This is a genomic window from Kitasatospora sp. NPDC048722 (assembly GCF_040650235.1).
Taxonomy (GTDB): Bacteria; Actinomycetota; Actinomycetes; order Streptomycetales; family Streptomycetaceae; genus Kitasatospora.
The window spans coordinates 121,775-143,797 of record NZ_JBEZGX010000004.1; the positions used below are offsets into that span (position 1 = coordinate 121,775).

A 22,023-nucleotide genomic window follows, 5' to 3' on the forward strand; every position below is an offset into this window, starting at 1 on the left:
GGGCGGTGGGTACCGCCACGGAGGCTACCTCAGTGCCGGCACGACCGGGAAACGGCTGTCACCTGGGCGGGAGCGGTTTCGCGCCGCATCCTGCACGGGCGTGGTCTGCACGGAATCTTCACGCCGGACGGCCGCATTGACCGCCCGATCCGGGGTACCTGGGCCGCAGTCGTGCCGTCACGCGAGAGGACTCGGATGCCCACGCCCACCCCGGTGCGTTTCCGTGAGGACCTGACGCTGTCCCGGACCGGCGCCCGCCGCGGGCTGTGCCCGTTGCGTGTCCCCGGGCCGCCGAGCCGCACGCCGCGGCAGCTTCGCGGCGGACTCGGCGGCGGCTGAAATCGATTCGGGGAGCCGGCGGTTCGACCCGTCGTCCGGCCGCGGGGCCCCGCCTTCGCATGGTCGGAGGCCACGGACAAGGAGGGGAACGACGATGACGCCGTCCGACAACGACCGGGCGGTCACCGGCCAGGTGGCCGCCGCGCCCAGGCCCGGCCTGGAGGTGCGCAGTCGGGTCACGGAGACCGGCGCGGTGGTGTGCGCGCTCGCCGGAGACCTCGACGTCGAGACGCTGGCCCCGGCCTCCGGGGCCCTCGCCGAACTCGTCGCGCGGCGGCCGACCGCCGTGGTCGTCGATTTGCGCGACATCGCGTTCTGTGACTCCTCCGGGCTGAACCTCCTGCTCAGGACCCGCCTCGCGGCCGAGCGGGAAGGGCTGGACCTGCGGCTGGCAGCGGTCGCGCCGACCGTCATGCGCGTGCTCGAACTCACCGGCGCGCGCACCGTGTTCTCCGTCCACGACTCGGTCGAGGCTGCTCTGGCCACCTGAGTGACGCGGCGTCGGGGACGCCTCCTCCTGGGGGCCGGACGGGTCGGGAACGCATGATCCGGCAGCCGCCGGGAAACCGAGCCGCGAAAGCGTCGTCGATCCGAAGGGTGCCCGCACATGTCGATGAGCCGGGGAGCGCTGGAGGGTGGCCCGCTCCGGGCGGGGCCGGTCCTGCCCGCCGGCGGGCAGCGGAGGCGGTTGCACCTCGCCGGGCTCCCCAAGCCCGTCGCCCCGGCCAGGGCCCACACGGTTCAGGCGCTCGGCGAGTGGTGCGCGCTCTCCCGTGGGCCGGGGACCGGTGCTTCGGCCGTCGAGGACGTCGTCCTGGTGGTCGCCGAACTCGTCGGCAACGCCGTGCTGCACGGCGGAGGCCCGCTGGAGCTCGTCCTCGACCTGACCCCGGCCCGGCTGCGGATCGAAGTCAGCGACCGCGGCACCGACCTGCCCGCCCCGCGCGAACCCCACCACCCCGCGCAGCCCGGTGGCCACGGTCTGTTCATCGTGCGGCGCGTCGCCGACCGCTGGGGCGCCCTACCGCACACCCTCGGCAAGACGATCTGGGCCGAGTTCGACGCCGCGCGGCTCCCGGCCGGGTAGTCCGGCCTTCCGCCGGCATGCCCTGGCAACCCCCTTCGACGCGCACACGAACACGGCGCGCACGCGAACACGCTGCGGGGCCGCCCGATCAGGGCGGCCCCGCAGCGCTGAGCGGCCGGTGCGGCCGACTGGTCGTCAGAGTCGCTACCACCGGTACCAGCGGCTCCGGCCGCCGGCCGCCGACGTGCCCCGCGCGATGAATCCGAGCAGCCACACGATCAGCACGAAGACGGCTGCCCACCAGAGCACCTTCAGCGCGAATCCGGCGCCGAACAGGATCAGGGCGAGCAGAAGGACCAGCAGGAGCGGGACCATGGTTCGACCTCCTCGTCAGTAGGCGGTGTGCCGGCCCTTGTGCCCCGGAATCGCGGAGGTATGTCCGCGATCCCGCCGAGTGGGGCGGGATGGGGTCCGGACGGAACGGGCGGTTGCACGAATGCCGGGCGCGAACGGTCGGCCCGCACTCCGGGTGTGGCGTTCACGAAGTGATCGCTCCGGGTAATCAGACGATGGCGGATCGTAGTCACGTGGGGGTGGTGCAGGGAGCGACCATGCCGGAACACGAGCAGTCCGGTACGCCGGCCGGGGCGGAAGGCCCGGCCGGCCGGGAAGACCGGGAACACAGCGCAGGAACGGGGAAGGGGCGCGTACCGGCCCAGGGCCGGTACGGCGGCGTCCCGGAGGCGGATCCCGCCGCAACACCGGCGGCGCTCGGGCCGGACACCGGCCCCGCCGGGGCGGAGAACGGCGGCACGGACCCCTGCGGCGTGGTGCCCTGGCCCGACCGGATGCTGCCACTGCTGCGCACCCCGACCACGGCCCGTCCGCTGGTCGGCGACTGCGGCGGCGACCGCGACGGCGTCCGCGCGGACGGGCCGGAGCCCGCCGTGGTGGCGGCCGCCCTGGACCTCGCGCTGCTGGTGGGGGAGCTGATGCTGGCCTGCGGCGAGGCCGCGGAGGACGTCGAGGCGGCCATGTTCGCCGTCGCCTGGACGTACCGGGTCCGCCCCTGCGACCCCCAGGTCACCTTCACCCGGGTCGCGATCTCGCACCAGCCGGGCCCCGGCGAGCCGCCGGTGACGGCCGAGCGGTCGGTGCGCCACCCCACCGGGGACTGCGCCCGGCTCGCGGCGCTCTTCCGGCTGGTCACCGACATCACCGCCGGCGGACTCGGCGTCGACGCCGCCCACCGCCGGCTGCGGGCCGTGCACCGGGACTGCCGCCGCTACCCCGCCTGGCTCCTCGTCCTGTCCTCGGGCCTGCTGGCCGGCACCGCGACACTGCTGGTCGGCGGCCGGGCCGACGCCAGGGCCTGGCTGGTGTTCGTCAGCGCCGTCGTCGCGGCCGTGACGGGCGACCGGCTCGCGGCCCTGGTCGGGCGCCACGACCTGCCGGAGTTCTACCGGGTCGCCTCGGCCGCGACACCGGCGGCGGCCGTCGGCATCCTGCTGTCCTTCAACCAGCTGCACCTGCGCGGCTCGGTGGTGGTCACCGGAGGGCTGTACGCGTTCCTGCCCGGCTGGCCCATGGTCGCGGCGGTGCAGGACGGCCTCGCGGGCTTCTACCTCACCGCCGCCGCACGGCTGCTGGAAGCGCTGTACCTGGTGGCGGGCGTGGTCGTCGGGGTGATGAGCGTCCTGTACGTCGGCGTCAACAACGGTGCCGACCTGGCGGCCCAGAGCGTGCCGTCCTCGTCGAACCCGCCGCTCCAGCTGGCCGCGGCGCTCCTGCTCGCGCTGTCGTTCGCGGTGCTGCTCAACACCGAGCCGGGCGCGCTGCCGGGCGTCGTGCTGAACAGCGGCGCGGGCTGGGCGACCTACGGCGTGCTGGTGCACGCCGGCGGGGAGCCCGTCATGGCCACCGGCCTCGCCGCGGTGCTGGTGGGCCTGTCCGGCCGGCTCATGGCCAGGTACCGGGGGACCTCCGCGCTGCCGTTCGTCACCGCCGCCCTGGGGCCGTTGCTGCCCGGGTCGGTCCTGTACTTCGGACTGATCGCCTTCGTCCGGGGCGAACCCGAGGCTGGAGTGCGCGGCATCGGCCACGCCGCGGCCATGGCGATGGCCCTCGCCATCGGCGTGAACCTGGGCCGTGAGGTGGCCCGGCTCTCCCTGCCGGTGCCCGGAGCCGGCCGGTTCGCCCCGGCCGCCCGGCGGAGCGCCGGCCGGCACCGCCGCTGAGGAGGAGGCCGAGGAGGAGAGCAGGGAGGCGGGCGCAGTGGCCGCACGTCGGCCGGCATGAACACGCGGAACGGGGTTAGACGAGTGGGACAGACCACCTCGACCGGACGGAGCCCCCGTGGCCGACACCGACCGCCTGCCCGAAGCAGCCGAGACTCCCGGGACGCGCGAGCACACCTGGAGCCGTGAGCCGGAGGGAGCCTGCCGCACCGCCGACAGCGGCATGCTCTTCCGGCCCGCCCCCGAGGAGGAGGGTGCCGCAGCGAAGGAGCGCGAGGAGGCGGCGAAGGCCGTCTGCGCCGGGTGCGGCGTCCGGGTGGAGTGCCGGCGCCACGCGCTCGCCGAGCGCGAGCCGGTCGGCGTCTGGGGCGGGCTGACCGAGGAGGAGCGCCGGGCCCTGTTCACCAGCGATCCGGTCCCGTCGGCGGCATGACGGCGTGAGTTTCCCGTGCGGCCTCCGGCGACGCCGGAGGCCGCACGCGTGTTTGCACGGCCGGGAATGCGGTATGCGCGGCTCATGGGCACGGCGGAGAAGCGACGGCTCCACCACCCGGGGGTGGTCGCGGGCGTCGAGTGCGCCGCGGCAGCCCTCCCGACAACCCGTCCTGTCATCTGAGGGAGGACCTCGTGATCGTCCTCGGCGTCATCCTGCTCATCATCGGCTTCGTCTTCGGGATCCCGATCCTGTGGACCATCGGCGGCATCCTGCTCGTCATCGGCCTCATCCTGCTGGTCGCAGGGGCTCTCGGACACGCCGTCGGTGGACGTCGCCACTACTACTGACCGTGCCGCTCCTTCGACGTGCGTCAGCACCAGGCCCGCGTGCCACTCGCGGGCGAGGGCCCCGCGCCGCTCCGCCCGGAGCGGGGCCCTCGGCTGCCGTCGGGGGTGCGTCGGCGGCAGCCCGCGGCGGCTCCCCCGGAGGGGCGTCGCGGCCCCCGCCGCACCACGCGGTGGCGGCCCCAGGCGAACGCGCCGATCAGCAGTGCGGCCGATCAGCAGTGCGGCGACGACCGGCGCGGGCACGGCGACGGCCCCGGCCGCGGGGGGAGGGGTGGGACCGGGACCGCCGTGCGCGGCCGTCTACCCCGCCGGGCCGGGCCCATGCATCCGTGGGGCGAGGGTCAGCGGAGCAACCGGTCGAGGACGGCGTCGATGTCGAGGTGGCCGGTTTCGCTCCCCGCCGGTACAAGGTTGAAGGAGTCCAGGAGGAACGCGGTCACCGTGTCCGAGGGGATGCTGATCACCGCCCGCCCGTCCTGCGCGCTCAAGGTCACCAGGACCCGTCCCTCCGGTCCGGGGGCGACCGTCACGTCCCCGTGGCCTGTGGGCGCGTGGCGGCCCTCGTTCAGCAGGTCGCGGGCGAAGAACCACTGGACCTCGTCCCCGTAGCCGACCGGTGGGAAGGCCAGGCACACCGCGTACGGCAGCGATGCGTCGAACCGCAGCCGCGCCTCCAGGGAGACGTGGGGGAACGGGCCCTCGGGCAGCGTGACGGTGGTGGACCAGCAGGTGGCTGCGGTCATGCGGGGATTCTCCATTCTCCGAACGGGGGGAAATCGAGGGGCACCGGGGAATCGATGCCCAAGGCCGACGGGTGCACCGCGCCCGCCCGGCGACGGGCGCCGGGCGGGCGCGACACGGGCGCGTGCAGCGGGCCCGCCGCGGAGCAGGACTCCTCAGGGCGCCACGGTGTCCGCCGCGGGCGGCTCCGGGTCCTCCTCGTCGTCCGTGCCGGCCTTCCGTCGGACGTCCGCCGGGGTGGGCGCCGTGATGGACCGCTCCTCGGCGGAGCGGGCCCGGGCGCCGACCTTCCCGTCGGCCTTGCGCCGGACGTCGGCCGGGGTGGGCGCCGTGATCGAACGTTCCTCGGCGGACCGCTCCTGCGTCGGTTCGTCCGGCTGGGTCCCGTTGGCGTCGTGCGTGGTCATGTCTCGTCCCCTCGCCTTCCCGAATCGTCGGCCCCCCGGACACCGGGCGGCTGCCCCGAACGCCCGGAACCGAACCAGGCGGGCCCAACCGGTTTCGCGCGGACCGCGCCCGGGCACCGGCTCCGGGCACTCCGCCGGGCCCGCACGCCGCCTCACGCCGGATGTCCGGGCTCGATGCCGGCCACGTCGCGGAACGAGAGCACCGGTGCTTCGGGCGAGGGCGCGTGGACGTGGAGGGGGTCCAGGAGGAAGCCGGTGTGGTCGCCCCCTTCGATCCGGGCGAGCACACCGCCCACGAACCAGGCCGGTGCGTCGTCGAGCAGCGGCACGCCGTACGGGCCGCGGTGCCACGCCGTGTCGGCGAACTTGTCGGTGTCGTCGCCCGTCCGGCCGCCGAACAGCTCGGCCAGCCCCTGGCCGGCCGGCAGCAGGTGGACGCCGAGCACCCCCGCGCCGAGGGCGACGTCGTGCGTGTGGTTCGCCTTGGACAGCCACACCATGAAGCGCACCGGCGCGATCGAGCACTGCCCGGCGAACCCGACCAGACAGCCGGCCGGCTCCGGACCGGCCACGGTGACGACGTACACCGGATAGTCCAGCTTGTCCGTGAAGGCGTCGAAGCCGCTCATTCCTCAAACCTCCGTCCGAACGGCACTGATCAGCGCGGCCAGGGACCCCGGGCTGCGCCGTTCCGCCCGCTCCGGACCGATCACGATCCGCCGGTTCCACCGCGGCCAGGGCAGCCGTTCGAGCCGGGCGGGGACGTCGGTGGTGATCACTCCGGGTTCCGCCGCTGTCGGTCGCCCCGAAGGTTTCGCGTGCGCCGGATCGGCCATGACGGACCTCCTCGTCCTCGGCTCGGCGATCGTCACGCGTCTGCCCGATCCCGCGCAGCCCAAGCGGGTTCCGGACGAGGCTGCGCCCACGGTGGTGCGCACGATGGCCGAGCCGCTCGGCGGACCGGTTCAGGCAGCGGACTCCGGGACGGTAGCCGGTCGCCCGTCCGCGCTCGCCGCCTGCCCGGACCCGGGACCGGCGGCGGAGGAGCCGGTCCCGGCGTCGGTGTGAGTGAGCGCGGAGCGCAGGCGGCGCACGGCGTCCTCGGCGTCGGTGAGGTCGTCGGGCGTCGGCAGCACGAGGGCGCCGAAGGCCCGCGGCTGTTCCGCGCCCGGTGAGCTCCACTGCAGGACGGGTGAGAGGACCATGGCGACCCGGGCCAGGAACCAGGCCAGGTGGCCGTGCGAGCGCGCGATGCCGAGGGCGAGGACGGCGAGGGCCTCGCGCAGGCGCTCCAGACGTTCGACCACCGTCAGCTGCTCCTGGCCGGTACCCGGGCCCACCGCCTCCGCGAGGTCCTCGGCGATCCTCCGGGCCAGTGCCGCGTCCACCGGAGCCAACTCCGACACCCCGTCCCGGGACTGCCGTTCGGCCTCCTCGGCGAGCTCCGCGACCTGCGCCCAGAGCCCGGTGCCGGAACGCGGGGGACGATCCGGCGGGGCTGCGTGCGCGGTCAAAGCGGGCCCTCTCCACGGAGCAACGTGCACCCCGGGACGGGTGCACGTCCAACGCTGGTACACCACGGTGGCCGCTCACAGCTCCCGGAACGAAGTACCCCGCGCCCGCGCAGCCGCCGGAACGAAACAGACCTTGCCGGGACCGGCCCGGTTTTCCGTAACACCCCCGCACGCGTAGCCTCGGCGCCGGGGTGCGGGGACGAGGCCGCCGCACCGACGGGGGCGGATGGTGATGATGGTCGAGACGTTGTCCTTCGAGAGCGCGAGCGTGGAGGCCACGCAGGAGTTCCTCTCCACGGCCTACACGCCGATGCGCATCGCCAAGTCGGTGGAGGACGCCAGGGCGAGCATCAGCCGCCGGGCGGTGAGCGGGCTCACCGTGGACCGCATCTCCTTCGACTACGACCTCACCTACGACGCCGACAGCCTCGGGCGGGTGTGCCTGATCAGCATGCACACCGGCACGCTCGCCGACCGGACGGGCGGCCGCGAGACCGTGTTCGGCCCCGGCGAGACGTTCCTCGTCGCCCCGCCGGACGCCCCCTACCGGGGAGAGGTCCACGCGGCCGGCTACACGATCGCCATGTTCGACGGCAGCCTGCTGGACGCCTTCGCCCCCACCGGTGCCAACGGGCGCGGCCCGGTGCGCCTCACCGGTCTCCGTGCCGTCGACGAGGCGGCCGACCGGCAATTGGGCGCCGCCGTCGCCTACGTCCGCGACCACGTCCTCGACAACCCGGCCGCCTGCGCCAACGACCTGCTCGTCGCCACCGCGGCCCAGCACCTGGCGGCCGCGACCCTGGCCGCCCTGCCCCACACCGCCCGCACCGACGCGGCCCCCGCCGACCGGACCGACGCCACGTCCACCACGCTGCGCAAGGCGATCGCGTACATCGAGACGAACGCCGAGCGGGAGATCACCCTCGCCGACATCGCCGCGGCCGCCTTCGTCACCCCGAGGGCCCTGCAGTACGCCTTCCGCCGCCACCTGGACACCACCCCGCTCGCCTACCTGCGCCGCGTCCGCCTCGACGCGGCCCACCGCGACCTCCTGGCCGCCGACCCGGGCACCACGACGGTGACCGAGATCGCGATGCGCTGGGGCTTCGCCCACCCCGGCCACTTCGCCGGCCTCTACCGCGACGCCTACCGGCGCACCCCGAGCGACACCCTGCGCCTGCACGTGTGAGCCTTCGGTCAACCGGCCCAGCCCCGCGCGCGGTCGTGCACCCGGCCTGGTGAGCTGTGCGGGGAGTCCGACATCCGAGCCGGTCTCCCCGCCACCCCGAGGGAGGACCCCGTGCCGGACCCGACGACGTCCTACGCCGACCTGCGCGCCCTGGTGATCAACTGCACGCTCAAGCGCTCCCCGGAGCGCAGCCACACCCAGGGCCTGATCGACGTCAGCACCGGCATCCTGGAACGCCAGGGCGTCGAGGTCGACGTCCTGCGGGCGGTCGACATCGACATCGCGACGGGCGTCTGGCCGGACATGACCGAACACGGCTGGGAGACGGACGAGTGGCCGGTGATCTACTCGAAGGTGATGTCCGCCGACATCCTCACGCTGGCCGGACCTGTGTGGCTAGGAGATAACTCTTCCGTGATGAAGAAGGTCATCGAGCGTCTGTACGCCTGCTCGTCGATCCTCAACTCCGAAGGTCAGTACGCCTACTACGGCCGGGTCGGCGGCTGCCTGATCACCGGGAACGAGGACGGCGCGAAGCACTGCGCGATGAACGTGCTCTACAGCCTCCAGCACCTCGGCTACGTCATCCCGCCGCAGGCCGACGCGGGTTGGGTCGGAGAGGCCGGCCCGGGCCCGTCCTACCTGGACCCGGGCTCGGGTGGCCCGGAGAACGACTTCACCAACCGCAACGCGACCTTCATGACGTGGAATCAGCTCCACCTGGCGAGGATGCTCAAGGACGCCGGCGGCATCCCGGCCCACGGCAACCAGCGCTCCGAGTGGGACGCCGGCTGCCGCTTCGACTTCGAGAACCCCGAGCACCGCTGAGCCGCCGCTCGGGCGTGGAGCCCTGGCCGCACGCGTGTGTTGGCGGGCGGGGCCGGATGCGGCGCTGGGCTCTTCAGGATGGTCAGACGGCGCGAGACCTGCCCAGGAGCAGGTCGGTAAGCGCCTTGATGTCGTCGGTGTCGTGGCCCAACCGCCTGAGGCGGTCGACGGCCAGGAGCAGGGCCTGGGCGGCGGTGTCGGCCGCGTACATCCCGGCCGGCGTTCCGGCTGATGGTCAACCTGACCGAGCCCAACTCCAGGGACGCCCTCGACCGGCTGTTGCACGTGATCGGCAAGATCGCGCTCAGCAACCGGTGATGACGATCTGCCCTTCAGAGCGTGAACCACTCCTTGCCCTCGGGGGAGCTGTACGCCAGGACGATGATGCCCGGGATCGCGATGCTGGCCAGCGAGATGATGGAGCCGGAGAAGAGCTGGATCACGCCGGTTCCGATCGTGAGCCACTCGATCACCAGCACGGTCCTCCGGGTCCACCGGGCCCCGCCCGGCGCCAGGGCCGCGCAGGTGCCGAGCAGGACGCCGATCAGGATCGAGAGGAGGGCGACGAACGTCACCAGGGCGACACCGTCACGGTGCTGGCCGTGAATCAGTGAGAGTAGGAAGATCCCAGCGGCGCCGTTGAGGACGGCGTGCAGCCAGACCCCCGCTACCACCCACTTGAGTGATGTCGGCATCCGCTCGTCCGCCAACTGGTTCGTCATCGGTGGCCACCCCCGGATCGTCGGTGCGGCCGGGGCCGATGGCCGGGCCGTAGGGGAGAGGATCCGGGTGGCCGGGTCTGCCGTCAATGGCCACGTGATCGCCCAACTCGTGCAGGCCGACGAGGACACGGTGAGGGACGTGATCCACAAGTTCAACGAGAGCCTCCACCTCCGCGCCTCGATGATTTTGATAGACGACCTCGTGCAACCACTCAACTGATCACAACATCACACAGGGTCTAGGAGAAGCCCCCACGACCGATCCCGGAGCCGTGCGGCTGTCCAGGCCGCGGGACCGAGGAATATGCCGAGATCCCTGGTACGGGTCATTGTCACCGTACTGTCGCCACCGTTGAGTGGGGGCATGACCACCCCTGGGTACGCGGCCGCCGAGCGGGTCGTCCTGCGGATCGCCATCCTCCCCGTCGGCGCTCTCGACCCACTGGGTCCGCGGGCCGCCCGGTGCGACCCGGACGGGACCGACGAGGAGCTGGCCGTGTACGTGACGGCCCTGGCCTCCCACCCGGTGCTGCGCGAGGCGGTGGAGCTGGCGAGCGACTCGCTCGCGTCGGCGCTGCGGCAGATCGAGCAGGGCCGGGTGCCGCGGCGCGGGCGGCTGGTCGCGGTGGCCGTGGCCCTGACGAAATACGCCCTGCGGATCACCCGGCGCCCGACCCCCTTCGGAACCTTCGCCGGGGTCGCCTTCGCGGAGCTGACGCCCGCGCCCTACGCGCGGGTCGGCGAAGCGCACCGCAAGTCGGTGCGCCCGGACGCCGAGTGGTTCGCGGGGGTCGTCGACGCGTGCGTGGCGGCGGGCGGGCCGGTCGGCGACGCGCAGGTCGTCGTCAACGACCTGTGCCGGATCCGCGGCGACCGGCTGCACCTGCCGTGGGCGGCACCGGCGGACGGCGCCACGGCGGGGCGGGAGCGATCGGTCCGGCTGGGCCCTGCGGTCCGGTTCGTGTTCGAGCGCGCGGCGCTGCCCGTGCGGTTCTCCACCCTGGCTGGGGAACTGGTGGAGCGCGGGCTGGCACCTGCACCGCAGTGGGCCGACCTGCTGCTGCGCCGACTGGTCGCGGCGCGGTTCCTGCTCACCTCCCTGACGGCCGAGGTGATCGGCGCTACCGCGCTGGACGAACTGCGGCTGCGCGCCGTCCCGGGGACGCGGGCCGTGCCGGCCGGGGCGCGGGAAGCGCTGGAGGCCTACGCCCGCACGCCGCCGGGTGACGGGCGCGAGGAGCTGCGCCGGGCGCAAGCGGTGCTGCGCGGGGTCCGCGAGTCGGGGCCTCCGCCGCTCCAGGTCGACGTGCGGGCGGACGCCGCGGTGGGCCTGCCGCCCGCTGTCGGCCGCGAACTGGAGCACCTGGCGGCCTCGCTGTGGCGGATGTCGCCGCACCACGGAATCCTGCCGCACCTGGACGCCTATGCCGCGGCTTTCACCGAGCGGTACGGCGACGGGTTGTCGGTGCCGTTGCCCGAACTGACCGACCCCCACCGGGGCCTGGGGCTGCCGGGTACCGCCCGGCCGGCGGCGCACCGTCGGCCGCTGCCGGGCGGGGAGCGGGACGCGGCACTGGCCCGGCTGGTGCACGACGCGGTGCGCGACGGCGGCCGGGAGGTCCTGCTGGGGGAGGAGACGCTGCGGCGGCTGGAGGTCGCGCACGACGGCGAACCGGGCCCCGCGTCGCTCGAACTGTTCGTCCAGGTCCTCGCGCGGAGCGTGCCGGAACTGGCGGCGGGTGACTTCACGTTGCTGCTGTCGCCGTCCGGCGGCTCGGAGAGCGCGGGCGCCTCGGCGGGACGCTTCGCCGGCCTCCTCGGGACCCGCGAGGTCGCGGCCCTGGTGGCGGAACCCGCACCGCCCGGGGCACTCCGCGCCCAGGTGATGTTCGAACCGGCCGGCGCACGGCACCGCAACATCAGCCAGGTGCCCCGGCTGCTGGACCAGGTCCTGCCGGTCGGGGTCTTCGCCGACCGGTCGGCCCCCGGCACGCTGGACTGGCGGCGGCTGGCCGTCGTCGCCGACCGGGGTCGGCTGCGGCTGGTGGAACCGGAGCGCGGCCGGGAGATCGTCGTGCGCAAACCGCACCTGCTGAGCACGACCGCGGCGCCGCCGCTCGTGCGGTTCCTGCTGGAGCTGTCCACGGTGCGTCAGGCGACCTGGTCGCCGTGGCGCTGGGGGGCGATGGACGCCCACCCGTTCCTGCCGCGGGTGCGGCACGGGCGCGTGGTGGTCACCCCGGCCCGGTGGCGGCCGGCACCGGGCATGCTCGGCCCGGACGTCCCGGCGGCACGGTGGCGGGCGGCCTTCGAGGAGTGGCGGTCGTCGCTGGGCGTGGCCCGGCACGTGCTCGCGGCGGCCGGGGACCGGGTCTGCGCGCTCGACCTGGACGAACCGCTGCACCGCGAGGCGCTCCGGCAGGAGCTGCGCGACGGCAGCGTGGAGGTGCAGGAGGACCTGGCGTCGGCCCCCGATGCCTTCGGCTGGCTCGGTGGGCACGCCCACGAGATCGCGGTGTCACTGACCCGGCTGCCCGATCCCGCGGCGCAGCCGGCCCGGCCCGCCCCGGTGCCGCCGGTCTCGCCCGTGCCCCTCCACAGCCCCGGCGGGGAGTGGCTGTACGTCAAGCTGTACGCGGCCGCGCAGGAGCACGATCGGCTCCTGGCCGGACCGTTGGGGCGCCTCCTGGAGGCGGTGCGGGAGTCGGGGCACACCGACCGCTGGTTCTTCACCCGGTACCAGGATCCGGCCCCGCACCTGCGACTGCGGCTGCACGGCGATCCGGCGGTGCTGCTGCGCGAGGTGCTGCCGACGCTGCACGCGGGCCTGACGCGGCTGCGGGAGGCAGGGCTGGTCGGCGACTGGGTGCTCGACGGCTACCGCCCGGAGCAGCAGCGCTATGGCGGCCCGGCGGCCCTGGCACTGGCGGAGGAGGTCTTCGCCCTCGACAGCCGGGCGGCGCTCGGCCTGATTCCGGTGTGCGCCGCGGGCGGCGGCGGCCTGCCGTCGGAGATCGTGGCGGCGGCGCAGCACGGCGTCCTGCTCGACGCGCTGGGTGATTGGCCGTGGTGGGAGTGGGTGGACCGCCAGTACCCCAACACCGAGGAAGGCCGGCAGTTCTACCGGCGCCACCGGGCGGCGGCGCTCACCCGGATCGTTCCGGGCCGCTGCCTGCAGGCGTTCGGCGGGCTGCCGGGAGCCGGGGCGGTGGCGAGGCTGTGGGCGCGGAGCGGTGCGCCGCGCCGTTTCGGCGAGGCCGTGATCGGCGCGCCGCTCGACGAGCGGACCTCGGTGGCCGTCGACGGGCTGCTGCACATGCAGCACAACCGGCTGATCGGCCCGGATCGTGGGCACGAGACCCGCACGCTCGCGGTGCTGCGGGGCGTGGCACGCGACCACCTCGGCAGCCTGCGCCACCGGAACGCCGGCCCCGGTTGACCGGCGGGGTGGGGGTCAGTGAAGCTGGTGCCGCACCAGCCGGGCGAACGGGCCGTCGGCGTCGGCCATCAGCGCGGCAGGCGCGCCCTGTTGGACCACTCGGCCGGCGTCGAGCACGATGACGTGGTCGGCGTTCACGACGGTGGAGAGCCGATGGGCGATGACGATCCTGGTCGCCCGCTGCCGCAGCGTACTGTCGGCGACGACCGCCTGGGTCACGTTGTCGAGCGCGCTGGTGGCCTCGTCGAAGAACAGGATGCGGGGCTGCCTGATCAGGGCCTGGGCGATGGCGAGGCGTTGCCGCTGTCCCCCCGACAGGGCGCCGCCGTCGCTCAGCAGCGTCTGCATGCCCATCGGCATGGCGGCGATGTCCTCGTCGAGTCCGGCGAGCCGGGCGGCCTGCCACGCCTCCTCCAGGGTGTGACCGCGTTCGGCGGTGATGGCCTGCAGGATGGTGCCGTCGAGCGGCCGTGCGTGCTGGGTGACCACGCCGCACTGCCGCCGGACGGCGGTGCCGTCCAGGGCCGCCAGGTCGCGGCCGTCGTAGCGGATCACGCCCGAGGACGGCTGCTCGAAGCCGAGCAGCAGGCGCAGCAGGGTCGACTTGCCGCAGCCGCTGGGGCCCACCACGGCGAGCATCTCCCCGGGACCCACCCGCAGGCAGACGTCCCGCAGCACCGGTACACCGGGTTCGTAGCCGAAGGACAGGTGCTCCACGGTGATGTCACCGGCGAGCTGTCCGGGCGCTTCCGCGTCCGGGCCGATCTCCAGCGGGTGCGCGAGCAGCGGGCGCAGCCGGGTGAACAGCGGGACGGCGGCCAGGGCCGAGTTCAGCGCGACGGCGACCTGCACGGCGCTGCTGACGGCCACCGAGAGCGAGGCGTAGAACGACAGGAACCGTGCCTCGGAGACCCCGGCGCCGACGGAACCGGACGCCAGGAAGACGACGGTCGCACACAGCGGCGGGTAGCAGGCGGCCAGCACGGCCACGGTGTTCTGCAGGCGCACCGCCCGGCGGGTCGCCCACTGCTGGTCGCGGTAGCGTTCCGCCCAGTCGGCGACGACGCGGTCCTCCGCGCCGGCCACCCGGATCTTGGTGTGCGCGCGCAGCAGGTGGAAGACCCGGTCGGTCACGGCACTGCTGCGGGCCAGCAGTTCCTCCTGGGCCCGGGCCTGCAGGAGACCGAGCCGGCCGAGCACGGCGACGGCGGCGAGGATCGGCCCGGTCGCGACCAGGGCGAGTGGCAGGCTGATCCAGTACATCAGCGCCAGGCCGACCACGACGGCCACGGCCGAGTGCAGCATCAGGGAGGTCAGGCCCGCCAGCGCGGTGCGCCCGGCCAGGACGCCGAGGACGGTCTGGGCGAGCTCGCCGGTGGAGCGGCGGCTGAAGAAGCGCACTGGCAGCCGCAGCAGCCGGTCCCACAGCGCCGCTTGGGCGGTGGCCTCCAGCCGTCCCTCCAACCGCAGCAGGGCGGCGTTCTCGACCACCCCGAAGACCGCCGACGCCAGGCCGGCCGCGACCAGCGCCAGGCACAGCTGCGTGATGCTGCCGGTGCGCCCGGCGGGCACGTAGGAGCCCAGGACGGTGCCGGTGGCCAGCGGTACGAGGGAGGCCAGGAGCACGGCGGCGAGCGCGCCTGCGACCATGCGGGCGGTGTCGGCCCGCGAACCGCGCATCGCGTGCCGCAGCAGGTCGCGCAGCCGCAACGGCCCGGCGGGCAGCGGGCGGTGGAAGGTGACAGCGGTCCGCTCCAGGGTCGCGGCGGTGCGCGCGGTGACGGGCGAACTGCCCCCGTCGGGGTCCAGCAGTTGGTAGCGGCCCCACCGCCGCAGCAGGGCGACGGGGGTGCCGTCGGCCGTGCGGTGGCCCAGCAGCGGGCCGTGGTCGAAGCGCCACCAGGGCCCGGTCAGGGCGATCCGGCGGGCCCGGGTGCCGGTGCGGCGTTCCAGGTCCGCGACGGGGTCGCCCTCGTCTCCGGGCCCGGCCAAGGGTCCGGCGGGGGCCAGAGCGGGGGCACGCTCGGGGGCGAGGGGCAGGCCGAGGGCGAGGGCGACGGCGGCGTAGCGGTCGGCCGCGTCCGTACCCTCCCCGGGGACGACGGCCGCGACACGCCCGGGAGCGACCGCGGCCCGCAGGGCGTCCGACGCACGCCGCCGGGCGTCCCGGTCGGCCTGCCCGGAGGCGGCCGCCTGACGGTCCCGGCGCCGTTCCCGGGTGTCGATGGCCGCCTCGGCGGCGCGCAGGGCGTCGGCGAGGTGTGCTGCGGCGCGGTCGTGCACGGCAGTGCCGGTGCGGTCCTGCCCACTGTGTGCGGCGTGTACGGCGCCGGTCGGTGGTGCGGCGCAGAGGCTGGGGCCCGGTGCGGACGCGGCGGTGAAGTCGGCCAGCACGCCCAGGACTGTGTCGACGCCGAGGTCGAGGGCGGTGAGCTCGGGGCCGGTCAGGGGGTCGGCGGGGTCCTCGGGCAGGTCGATGGCGCGCAGCCGGGCGTCGGCCAGAGGACGCAGCACGAGCTGGTGGCGGGGTCCGGCGGCGGGGGCGGCCAGGACGGCACCGGGCCCCAGCCGGGCGAGGTGGTGCCAGGGGCCTCCCGTCCCCGCCGGGTCGGCTGCGAACAGGTCGGCGGATCCGGCCGCGACCAGCCACAGCACGCCGGTGGAGGTGAGGGTGAGGGGCCGCTGACCGGCGGGTTCGCCGCGGCGGGCGAGGGAGGCCGCGGGGTCGGGGGATGCCGCGGGGTCGGGGGATGCCGGTGCGGCGGTCCGGGATTCCATGTCAGCCCTCCTTGACCAGCCAGCTGTACAGCCCGCCGGCGGCGAGCAGTTCGTCGTGCGTGCCGCGTTCGCGCACCCGTCCGTCGTCGAAGACGATGATCTCGGCGCTGTCACGCACCGTGCTCAGCCGGTGGGCGATGACGACGACGGCGCAGCCGCGGCGGCGCAGCCGGTCGGTGACGACGGCTTCGGTCTCGGCGTCCAGGGCGCTGGTGGCCTCGTCCAGGACGAGCAGGCGGGGGTTGCGCACCAGCGCGCGGGCGATCTCCAGGCGCTGGCGTTCACCGCCGGAGAAGTTGCGGCCGTCCTCGGCCACCTGGCAGTGGATGCCGCCGGGGCGCGCGAGGACCGCGTCGAGGACGGCGGCGTCCCGCAGGGCGGCGACGACGTCCTCGTCCGGCACGGAGGGGTCCCACAAGGTGATGTTGTCCCGCAGGCTCGCCTCGAACAGCACGACGTCCTGCTCGACGGAGGCCACGCAGGAGGTCAGGGCCTGGTGCGGCACGTCGTCCAACGGGCGTCCGTCGAGGGTGACGGTGCCGCTCCAGGGCCGGTGCAGGCCCAGCGCGAGGCGGGCGACGCTGGACTTGCCGCTGCCGGAGGCACCGACGAGCGCGACCTGCCGGCCGGGCCGCACGGTCAGCGACACGTCGTGCAGCAGTGGGGGCCGGGTCGGGTTGTAGCCGAAGCTGACACGGTCCAGGACCAGGTGACCGGTCAGCCGGTGCGGTGTGCCCTGCCCGTCGGACAGCGGGTCGGGCTCCGTGGGGGTGTCCCCCGCGTCCTCTGCGTCCTGCGGGGGAACGTCCTCCACGTCCCGGAGGCGAGCGACGAGGACGCCGAAGTCCTGGAGGCGGCCGACGGAGGCGGTCAGCTGGGCCAGTGGGACGCTGAAGCCGGTGACGAACACCTGGAAGGCCGCCAGCGCCCCGATGCTCAGCCGCCCGTGGGCCGCCTGCACCCCGCCGATCAGGAGCAGCAGGGCTCCGTTGACGGCGGCCACCGTCGGGGCGACCGCCATCAGCAGCGAGCCGACGGCGTCGACGCGCTGGCGCCTCGTCACCACCGTGGCCAGGGCGCTCGTCCAGCGCCGGAAGTTCTCGGCCTCGCCGCCGGTCGCCTTGAGCATCTCGATGAGCTGGAGGCTGTTGACGGTGGTCGTGAAGAGCCGGGTCTCGTCGGCCGCCAGCCGGGTGGCGCTGTCGGCACGGGCCCTGGCCGCCTGGCGAGCGGCGGCCAGGTTCACCAGGGACAGGGCCACGGTCACGCCGGTGAGCCAGGTGTCGTACGTCGCCAGCAGGGCGAGGTAGACCGCCGCCGTCAGGGCGTTGACGGCGAGGTTGGTGACGTCGGTGGACAGCACGGTGGCCACGTCGTCGTGGGAGGTCATGCGGCGGGTGAGGTCGGCGGTGCTGCGCCGGCCGTGGAAGGCGGTGGGCAACCGCAGCAGGTGCCGCAGGAAGTGCACCGAGGAACGGGTGGCGGCGACGAGGCGGACGCGCAGCACGAATCCCTGGCGCAGCGCGGTCACCCCCGCGGTGAGCACCACCGTGGCGGCCATGAGGGCGAGGAAGAGGGCCTGGGGCTGGTCGCCGTGCGGCAGGACCAGGTCGACGAACCACCGGGTGAGCGCGGGCAGGGCGATGCCCGTGAGGGTGGTCAGCACACCGCAGAGCAGGATGAGCCACAGCAGGGGAGCGGTGCCGGCGAGTCGTCCGCGTAGTCCGGCGAGCGGGCCTGGCCGGCGTCCGGCCCGCACGAAATCGCCGCCGGGGTTCATGGTCAGGGCGAGGCCGGTGAAGCTCTCGTCGAACTCCTCGGCCGAGACGCTGCGGCGGCCGAAGGCCGGGTCGTTCAGGTGGACCAGGTGCCTGCCGAAACGGCGGCTGAAGCCCTCGACGACGAGGAAGTGGTTGAACTGCCAGTACACGACGGTGGGTTGGCGCAGGGTGGCCAGCTGCCCGGGCTCCAGACGCCGTCCCTGGGCGTTCATGCCGTAGCTCCGGGCGGCCCTGACCAGGGCCGCGGCGGTGGCGCCGTCCCGCGAGACCCCGCACGCGATCCGCAGTTCCTCCAGTGGCACGTGGCGTCCGTGGTGTCCCAGCACGATGGCCAGGCTCGCGGCGCCGCACTCCGCGGCCTCCATCTGCTGGACGCGCGGGGTGCGCACCCGGCGGTGCCGCACGGCCGTCGGCATCAGGACACCACCAGGCTGACCGGCCTGACCGGCGGCAGGTCGATGGCGGCACTGACCAGGGTACGGGTGTCGATCGGGTAGGGCGGCCCCTGCGGCGTGGACCAGCGGTAGCCGCTGACTGTGTTGCCGGGCAGGAGACGCACGATGACCCGGACCGGCTCGCCCCGGGCCACGAAGTCGCCGGCGAGTTCGGGGTCGGCCAGGAAGGCCGCGAGCTGTCCGCGGCTCTGGGGGCGAGCCCCGACCTCCTGCACGGTGCCGCGCACCACGCCGTACTTCTGGTCGGGGACCGACAGCACCGCGAGGTCCACGTGCTGGCCGGGCCGGACGCGGGCGGCGTCGGCGGGCGGTAGGTAGAGGGCGGCTTCGAGCGGGGAACCGGCCGGACCCGGTTCGATCACGGCCAGGGTGTCGCGGACGGTCACCTCCCCGCCGACCACGGCCAGCACGGAGGCCATCCGGCCGGCCGAGGCCGCCCGCACCACGTGCGGCCCGTCGGCGCCCGCGACGGTGAAGAGCACGGTGCTGGGCGTGAACTCGGCGCCCTCGGGTACGGGGGCATCGACGATCTGGCCGGCCACCGGGCTGCGCAGGGTCGTGCTGCCGGCCGCGCGGGTCAGGACTCCGGGGGCGTGCACGGTCTGCGGCAGCGATCCGGCGCAGGCCCACACGGCGCCGCCCGCCACGAGGACGGTGGCCAGCGCGAGCAGCAGCACGCTGCGGGTGCCCGCGAGCACGACCGGGACATCCGACTCCTCGGCCCGGCCGAGTCTGGCCAGGGCGCGGCGACGGAACTCCATACGGGTGTGCACCTTTCGCTTGGCGGGTGCCCGGGCCGGCCGCGATCCGGCGGGAACCGGCCGTCGCCGGCCCGGGCACCTGGTCGATCAGGTGTTCAGCAGGCGCGGGATCGGCAGGGAGGCGCCGGAGACGTCCTCCAGCTCCTCCTCGGTGATGATGATCTCGGTCGCCGCGAGTTCGGCGTCCACGTCCTGGGCGGCATCGATGTCGTTCGCAGCCATGCCCTTTCCTTTCTCTCGAGACAGGAATGTCCTGGTCGGACGCCTCAAGGTTCGGACCGGCCTGATTCCGGGTCAACGGATTCCGGGAGATGTGACGGTAGGTCCCTCGGTGACCCGCGGCGTTCCGGTGCCGGCCGGCGGACGATGCCCGCGCGGTGGAGGGTGCGGATGAGCGTCACGGCCGCCTCCTCGGTGACGCCGGGGATGTCGCGGGCGCACCACGGGACTTGACCGCCCTGGCCCCACCGGGCCGCCAGGAAGCGGGCGGCGGGGCCCTGGAGCGTCAGGGACCGGTCGGCGAGGTCCAGTCGCAGCCGCCCACCGTCGCCGTGGACCATGTCGAACAGGCTCTCGGGGACCAGGACGACGAGGGCGTCGGCGTCGACGGCGGGGCCCAGGGCCGCGGCGACGGGAGCGACATGCGGTTCGTGGTAGCCACCGCGCACCAGCCTGGCGACGCCGTCGGCGAAGGCGGCGCTGTCCACCCGGGCCAGCGCCTCGGTCAGTTCCCGCCGCACCTCGTCGGTCACTTCGGTCAGCCGACCGGTGTCGCGGGCCAGGCCCCACGGCAGTTCGGCGCGCAGTCCGGTGAACTCGCCCTTGCGGCTGCCCAGGTGGCGTACCAGCTGCTCGGCGAGCCAGTGCCGGGTGAGCATCGGCACGAACCCGATGGTGACGTGCACCGAGGGCTCGTCGGTGGCGGTGCCGCTGTGCAGCCAGCCGCGGGGGATCCACAGCACGTCGCCGGGGTGCAGGGTCACCTCCAGAGCGGCGGGCTCGTGCGCGAACCGCTCCAGTTGCGCGGCGGTGGGGCCGTTGTCGTGGTTGGTCTCGTGCGGTAGCGGGTCCGGGAAGGGCTGCTCGCGCACTCGCCAGGTCTTGCTGCCGACGGTCTGGACCAGCACGTTGCCGCGCTCGTCGAAGTGGTACGGGAAGCCGGTGTTGTCAGGCGGAGTCAGGAAGGCCGTGGCGGTGGTGGCCGTGCCGACTTCGTGGGCGAGGCCGCGGCAGAAGTCACCGACGGGCCGCCAGTACCTGTGGATGTTGTCCAGCACCAGGGTGGCGCCCCGGTCGAGCAGCCCGGTCACCGCCCCGGGGCGCACGTGCCCGGCGAAGGACGGCTCCAGGGACCGCTCGCCCCAGGTGTAGTCGGCCGGCGGCACCTCCCGGCCATCGAGCACGATGCGCACGTCGGCCGCCGACACCCCGTCGCGCAGCAGCTCGTCGGTGCCCTCGAGGTCGAGCAGCCCGGCCAGTTCGCCTGCCGGCATCGACCACACCTGCGGAGTGGTGGGCGGGTCCGACAGGAACTCCTCGGGTGACGGCACGAGCTTCGCGAGTGCTCGGTAGCGCATGGTCCGGTCTCTCCGTTCCGGCGGGGAAGGCTGCGGTGGGTTGCTCGGGCAGTGCCGGGTCAGCCGGCGTCGGCGCGGCGCGCGACACCCAGCCGCAGCAGGGTCCGCACGAGGTCGAGGGCGGCGGCCTCGCCGGCGAGCGGCGCGATGTCGTGGGCGCACCACCGCTCCCCGCCGTCGGCGGACCACAGGTCTTCGATGCGGTCGGCGACGGCCCCGCGCAACGTGAGGGTGGTGCTGCCCAGGTGGAGGCGGAGCCGGCCGGCGTCAGCGCGCTCGACACCGGCGACCGCTTCGGGGACCAGGACGACGGGTGTCGTCGGGCCGGTGGGGTCCGCGGTCGCGGAGACCGTCGGTGTGCCGGGCGGCTCCAGGAAGTTCTTGCGGATGTCGCGCACCAGGGAGTCGGCCAGGCCCGCCGCGTCGACCAGGGGCAGGGCCTCGGCGAGTTCCTTGGCCACCTCGGCGAGGACGGCGGCCAGTTCGCCGGGGCTTCGCGTGATGCCCCAGGGCAGTTCCCGGCGGAAGCCGGCGAACTCCGGGCGCCGCTCGTCCAGTCGCTCGGCCAGCTTCCCGGCCAGCCAGTAGCGGGTGAGCATGGGGACGAAGCCGACGGCGACGTGCACGGAGGGTTCCCCGGTCGCGATCCCACTGTGCAGCCAGCCCCGCGGGATCCACAGCACGTCGCCCGGGCGCAGCGTGGTTTCCAGGGCGGGCGGCCGCTGCGCCAGGCGGGCGGATTCGGCCTCGTCGGGCCTGTTGCGGCGCAGCGTCTCGTGCGGCAGCGGGTCGGGGGCCGTCGCCTCGTGCACCCGCCACGTCTTGCTGCCCGAGGTCTGGATGAGCAGGTTGCCGCCCTCGTCGTGGTGGTAGGGGAAACCGGGCTGGTCGGCCGGGGTGATGAAGCCGGTGGCGGAGGCGGGCAGGCCCACCTCGTGGCCGAGCCGGCGGCAGAAGTCACCGACCGGTTCCCAGAAGCGGTGCAGTACGTCGAGGACGATCGTGGAGCCCTCACGCAGCAGCGTGCCGACGGCGCCGGGCCGGACCGTGTCGGCGAACGGCCGCTCGATGGGACGCTCCCCCCAGACGTACTCGGCCGGATCCACGCCCCTGCCGTCGCGCACGGCGCGGAAGGCGGCGGCCGGGACACCGGTGTGCAGCATCCGGTCGACACCGGCGTGGTCCAGCAGCCGGCGCAGGGGTTCCGGCGGCATCGACCAGACCTGGGGGCGCGTCGGCGGGTTCGCCACGAAGTCCTCGGGCGACGGGACGATCTGTGACAGGGCGGTGAACCGCACGGCATCCTCCTCGGGGTCGGTGGCCTGGGCCGGCAGCGGTTCCCCAGGCGCCGGGCGGCGGACCCCGCCGGGGCAGGCGGCCCGCTCCACAGCCCACACGCACCGGCACGATTCGACAACCGTCCCGGGGCACATCCTGTGGTGAAG

General features: G+C 74.5%; 23 protein-coding genes. 9 read left to right on the forward strand and 14 right to left on the reverse strand.

Translation table 11 applies throughout. The annotated features are described in order from the left end of the window. The first annotated feature begins 433 nt into the window (after positions 1 to 433). A complete protein-coding gene (locus tag AB0C76_RS05225; RefSeq protein ID WP_359959948.1) occupies positions 434 to 829 on the forward strand; it encodes an STAS domain-containing protein in 396 nt (131 codons plus the stop codon). A gap of 117 nt (positions 830 to 946) precedes the next feature. Beyond that, positions 947 to 1,426: an ATP-binding protein gene (locus tag AB0C76_RS05230; RefSeq protein ID WP_359959951.1), complete on the forward strand. Its 480-nt coding sequence runs from the start codon at positions 947 to 949 to the stop codon at positions 1,424 to 1,426. Between the two features lie 144 nt (positions 1,427 to 1,570). On the opposite strand, the gene AB0C76_RS05235 is transcribed toward AB0C76_RS05230, so the two are convergent. Beyond that, positions 1,571 to 1,741 (reverse strand): hydrophobic protein, encoded by a 171-nt coding sequence (locus AB0C76_RS05235; protein ID WP_359959954.1) that lies wholly within the window; start codon positions 1,739 to 1,741, stop codon positions 1,571 to 1,573. Between the two features lie 236 nt (positions 1,742 to 1,977). Here AB0C76_RS05235 and AB0C76_RS05240 point away from each other — a divergent pair, with 236 nt between their 5' ends. From AB0C76_RS05240 to AB0C76_RS05250, 3 genes are all read left to right on the forward strand, one after another. After that, positions 1,978 to 3,603, forward strand: coding sequence for a threonine/serine exporter family protein (locus AB0C76_RS05240; RefSeq protein ID WP_359959957.1), 1,626 nt, complete (start codon positions 1,978 to 1,980; stop codon positions 3,601 to 3,603). Positions 3,604 to 3,739: 136 nt separating this feature from the next. Next, positions 3,740 to 4,036 carry a WhiB family transcriptional regulator gene (locus tag AB0C76_RS05245; RefSeq protein ID WP_359960295.1) on the forward strand — a complete coding sequence of 99 codons (297 nt, stop codon included), beginning with the start codon at positions 3,740 to 3,742 and terminating at the stop codon, positions 4,034 to 4,036. Positions 4,037 to 4,230: 194 nt separating this feature from the next. Beyond that, entirely contained in the window at positions 4,231 to 4,386 is a 156-nt protein-coding gene (locus AB0C76_RS05250) for a DUF6131 family protein (RefSeq protein ID WP_359959959.1), read from the forward strand. Between the two features lie 341 nt (positions 4,387 to 4,727). On the opposite strand, the gene AB0C76_RS05255 is transcribed toward AB0C76_RS05250, so the two are convergent. From AB0C76_RS05255 to AB0C76_RS05275, 5 genes are all read right to left on the reverse strand, one after another. Then, positions 4,728 to 5,129, reverse strand: a complete 402-nt coding sequence (locus tag AB0C76_RS05255; protein WP_359959962.1) for an SsgA family sporulation/cell division regulator — start codon at positions 5,127 to 5,129, stop codon at positions 4,728 to 4,730. Positions 5,130 to 5,282: 153 nt separating this feature from the next. Continuing rightward, a complete protein-coding gene (locus tag AB0C76_RS05260; protein WP_359959965.1) occupies positions 5,283 to 5,534 on the reverse strand; it encodes a hypothetical protein in 252 nt (83 codons plus the stop codon). Positions 5,535 to 5,686: 152 nt separating this feature from the next. Beyond that, entirely contained in the window at positions 5,687 to 6,163 is a 477-nt protein-coding gene (locus AB0C76_RS05265) for a flavin reductase family protein (RefSeq protein ID WP_359959968.1), read from the reverse strand. A 3-nt stretch (positions 6,164 to 6,166) separates the two neighbouring features. Then, positions 6,167 to 6,313 carry a hypothetical protein gene (locus AB0C76_RS05270; RefSeq protein WP_359959971.1) on the reverse strand — a complete coding sequence of 49 codons (147 nt, stop codon included), beginning with the start codon at positions 6,311 to 6,313 and terminating at the stop codon, positions 6,167 to 6,169. Between the two features lie 186 nt (positions 6,314 to 6,499). Continuing rightward, positions 6,500 to 7,048 carry a hypothetical protein gene (locus AB0C76_RS05275; protein ID WP_359959974.1) on the reverse strand — a complete coding sequence of 183 codons (549 nt, stop codon included), beginning with the start codon at positions 7,046 to 7,048 and terminating at the stop codon, positions 6,500 to 6,502. Between the two features lie 247 nt (positions 7,049 to 7,295). Here AB0C76_RS05275 and AB0C76_RS05280 point away from each other — a divergent pair, with 247 nt between their 5' ends. Then, positions 7,296 to 8,237 carry a helix-turn-helix transcriptional regulator gene (locus tag AB0C76_RS05280; RefSeq protein ID WP_359959977.1) on the forward strand — a complete coding sequence of 314 codons (942 nt, stop codon included), beginning with the start codon at positions 7,296 to 7,298 and terminating at the stop codon, positions 8,235 to 8,237. A 111-nt stretch (positions 8,238 to 8,348) separates the two neighbouring features. Continuing rightward, entirely contained in the window at positions 8,349 to 9,065 is a 717-nt protein-coding gene (locus tag AB0C76_RS05285; protein WP_359959980.1) for a flavodoxin family protein, read from the forward strand. Positions 9,066 to 9,147: 82 nt separating this feature from the next. On the opposite strand, the gene AB0C76_RS05290 is transcribed toward AB0C76_RS05285, so the two are convergent. Continuing rightward, positions 9,148 to 9,276 (reverse strand): hypothetical protein, encoded by a 129-nt coding sequence (locus AB0C76_RS05290; protein ID WP_359959983.1) that lies wholly within the window; start codon positions 9,274 to 9,276, stop codon positions 9,148 to 9,150. A 121-nt stretch (positions 9,277 to 9,397) separates the two neighbouring features. Next, positions 9,398 to 9,760 (reverse strand): hypothetical protein, encoded by a 363-nt coding sequence (locus tag AB0C76_RS05295; RefSeq protein ID WP_359959986.1) that lies wholly within the window; start codon positions 9,758 to 9,760, stop codon positions 9,398 to 9,400. Here AB0C76_RS05295 and AB0C76_RS05300 point away from each other — a divergent pair. Beyond that, the gene (locus AB0C76_RS05300; protein ID WP_359960309.1) at positions 9,744 to 10,007 is read left to right on the forward strand and encodes a hypothetical protein; all 264 of its coding nucleotides are present in this window, start codon (positions 9,744 to 9,746) and stop codon (positions 10,005 to 10,007) included. The genes AB0C76_RS05295 and AB0C76_RS05300 overlap by 17 nt on opposite strands. Positions 10,008 to 10,151: 144 nt before the next feature. Next, positions 10,152 to 13,226, forward strand: coding sequence for a lantibiotic dehydratase (locus AB0C76_RS05305; protein WP_359959988.1), 3,075 nt, complete (start codon positions 10,152 to 10,154; stop codon positions 13,224 to 13,226). Between the two features lie 15 nt (positions 13,227 to 13,241). Here AB0C76_RS05305 and AB0C76_RS05310 read toward each other — a convergent pair whose 3' ends face one another. The 6 genes from AB0C76_RS05310 to AB0C76_RS05335 form a co-directional block, all read right to left on the reverse strand. Then, positions 13,242 to 16,004: an NHLP bacteriocin export ABC transporter permease/ATPase subunit gene (locus AB0C76_RS05310; RefSeq protein WP_359959991.1), complete on the reverse strand. Its 2,763-nt coding sequence runs from the start codon at positions 16,002 to 16,004 to the stop codon at positions 13,242 to 13,244. A gap of 1 nt (position 16,005) precedes the next feature. Further along, a complete protein-coding gene (locus AB0C76_RS05315; RefSeq protein ID WP_359959994.1) occupies positions 16,006 to 18,201 on the reverse strand; it encodes a cysteine peptidase family C39 domain-containing protein in 2,196 nt (731 codons plus the stop codon). Continuing rightward, on the reverse strand, positions 18,201 to 19,001 hold the full coding sequence (locus AB0C76_RS05320) for an HlyD family efflux transporter periplasmic adaptor subunit (protein ID WP_359959997.1): 801 nt from the start codon (positions 18,999 to 19,001) through the stop codon (positions 18,201 to 18,203). Before AB0C76_RS05320 ends, AB0C76_RS05315 begins: the two co-directional genes overlap by 1 nt. A gap of 87 nt (positions 19,002 to 19,088) precedes the next feature. Beyond that, positions 19,089 to 19,223 carry a hypothetical protein gene (locus AB0C76_RS05325; RefSeq protein WP_279383033.1) on the reverse strand — a complete coding sequence of 45 codons (135 nt, stop codon included), beginning with the start codon at positions 19,221 to 19,223 and terminating at the stop codon, positions 19,089 to 19,091. Positions 19,224 to 19,267: 44 nt separating this feature from the next. Then, entirely contained in the window at positions 19,268 to 20,578 is a 1,311-nt protein-coding gene (locus AB0C76_RS05330; protein WP_359960000.1) for a cupin domain-containing protein, read from the reverse strand. 59 nt (positions 20,579 to 20,637) lie between these two features. After that, positions 20,638 to 21,876: a cupin domain-containing protein gene (locus AB0C76_RS05335; protein WP_359960002.1), complete on the reverse strand. Its 1,239-nt coding sequence runs from the start codon at positions 21,874 to 21,876 to the stop codon at positions 20,638 to 20,640. Positions 21,877 to 22,023 lie beyond the last annotated feature (147 nt).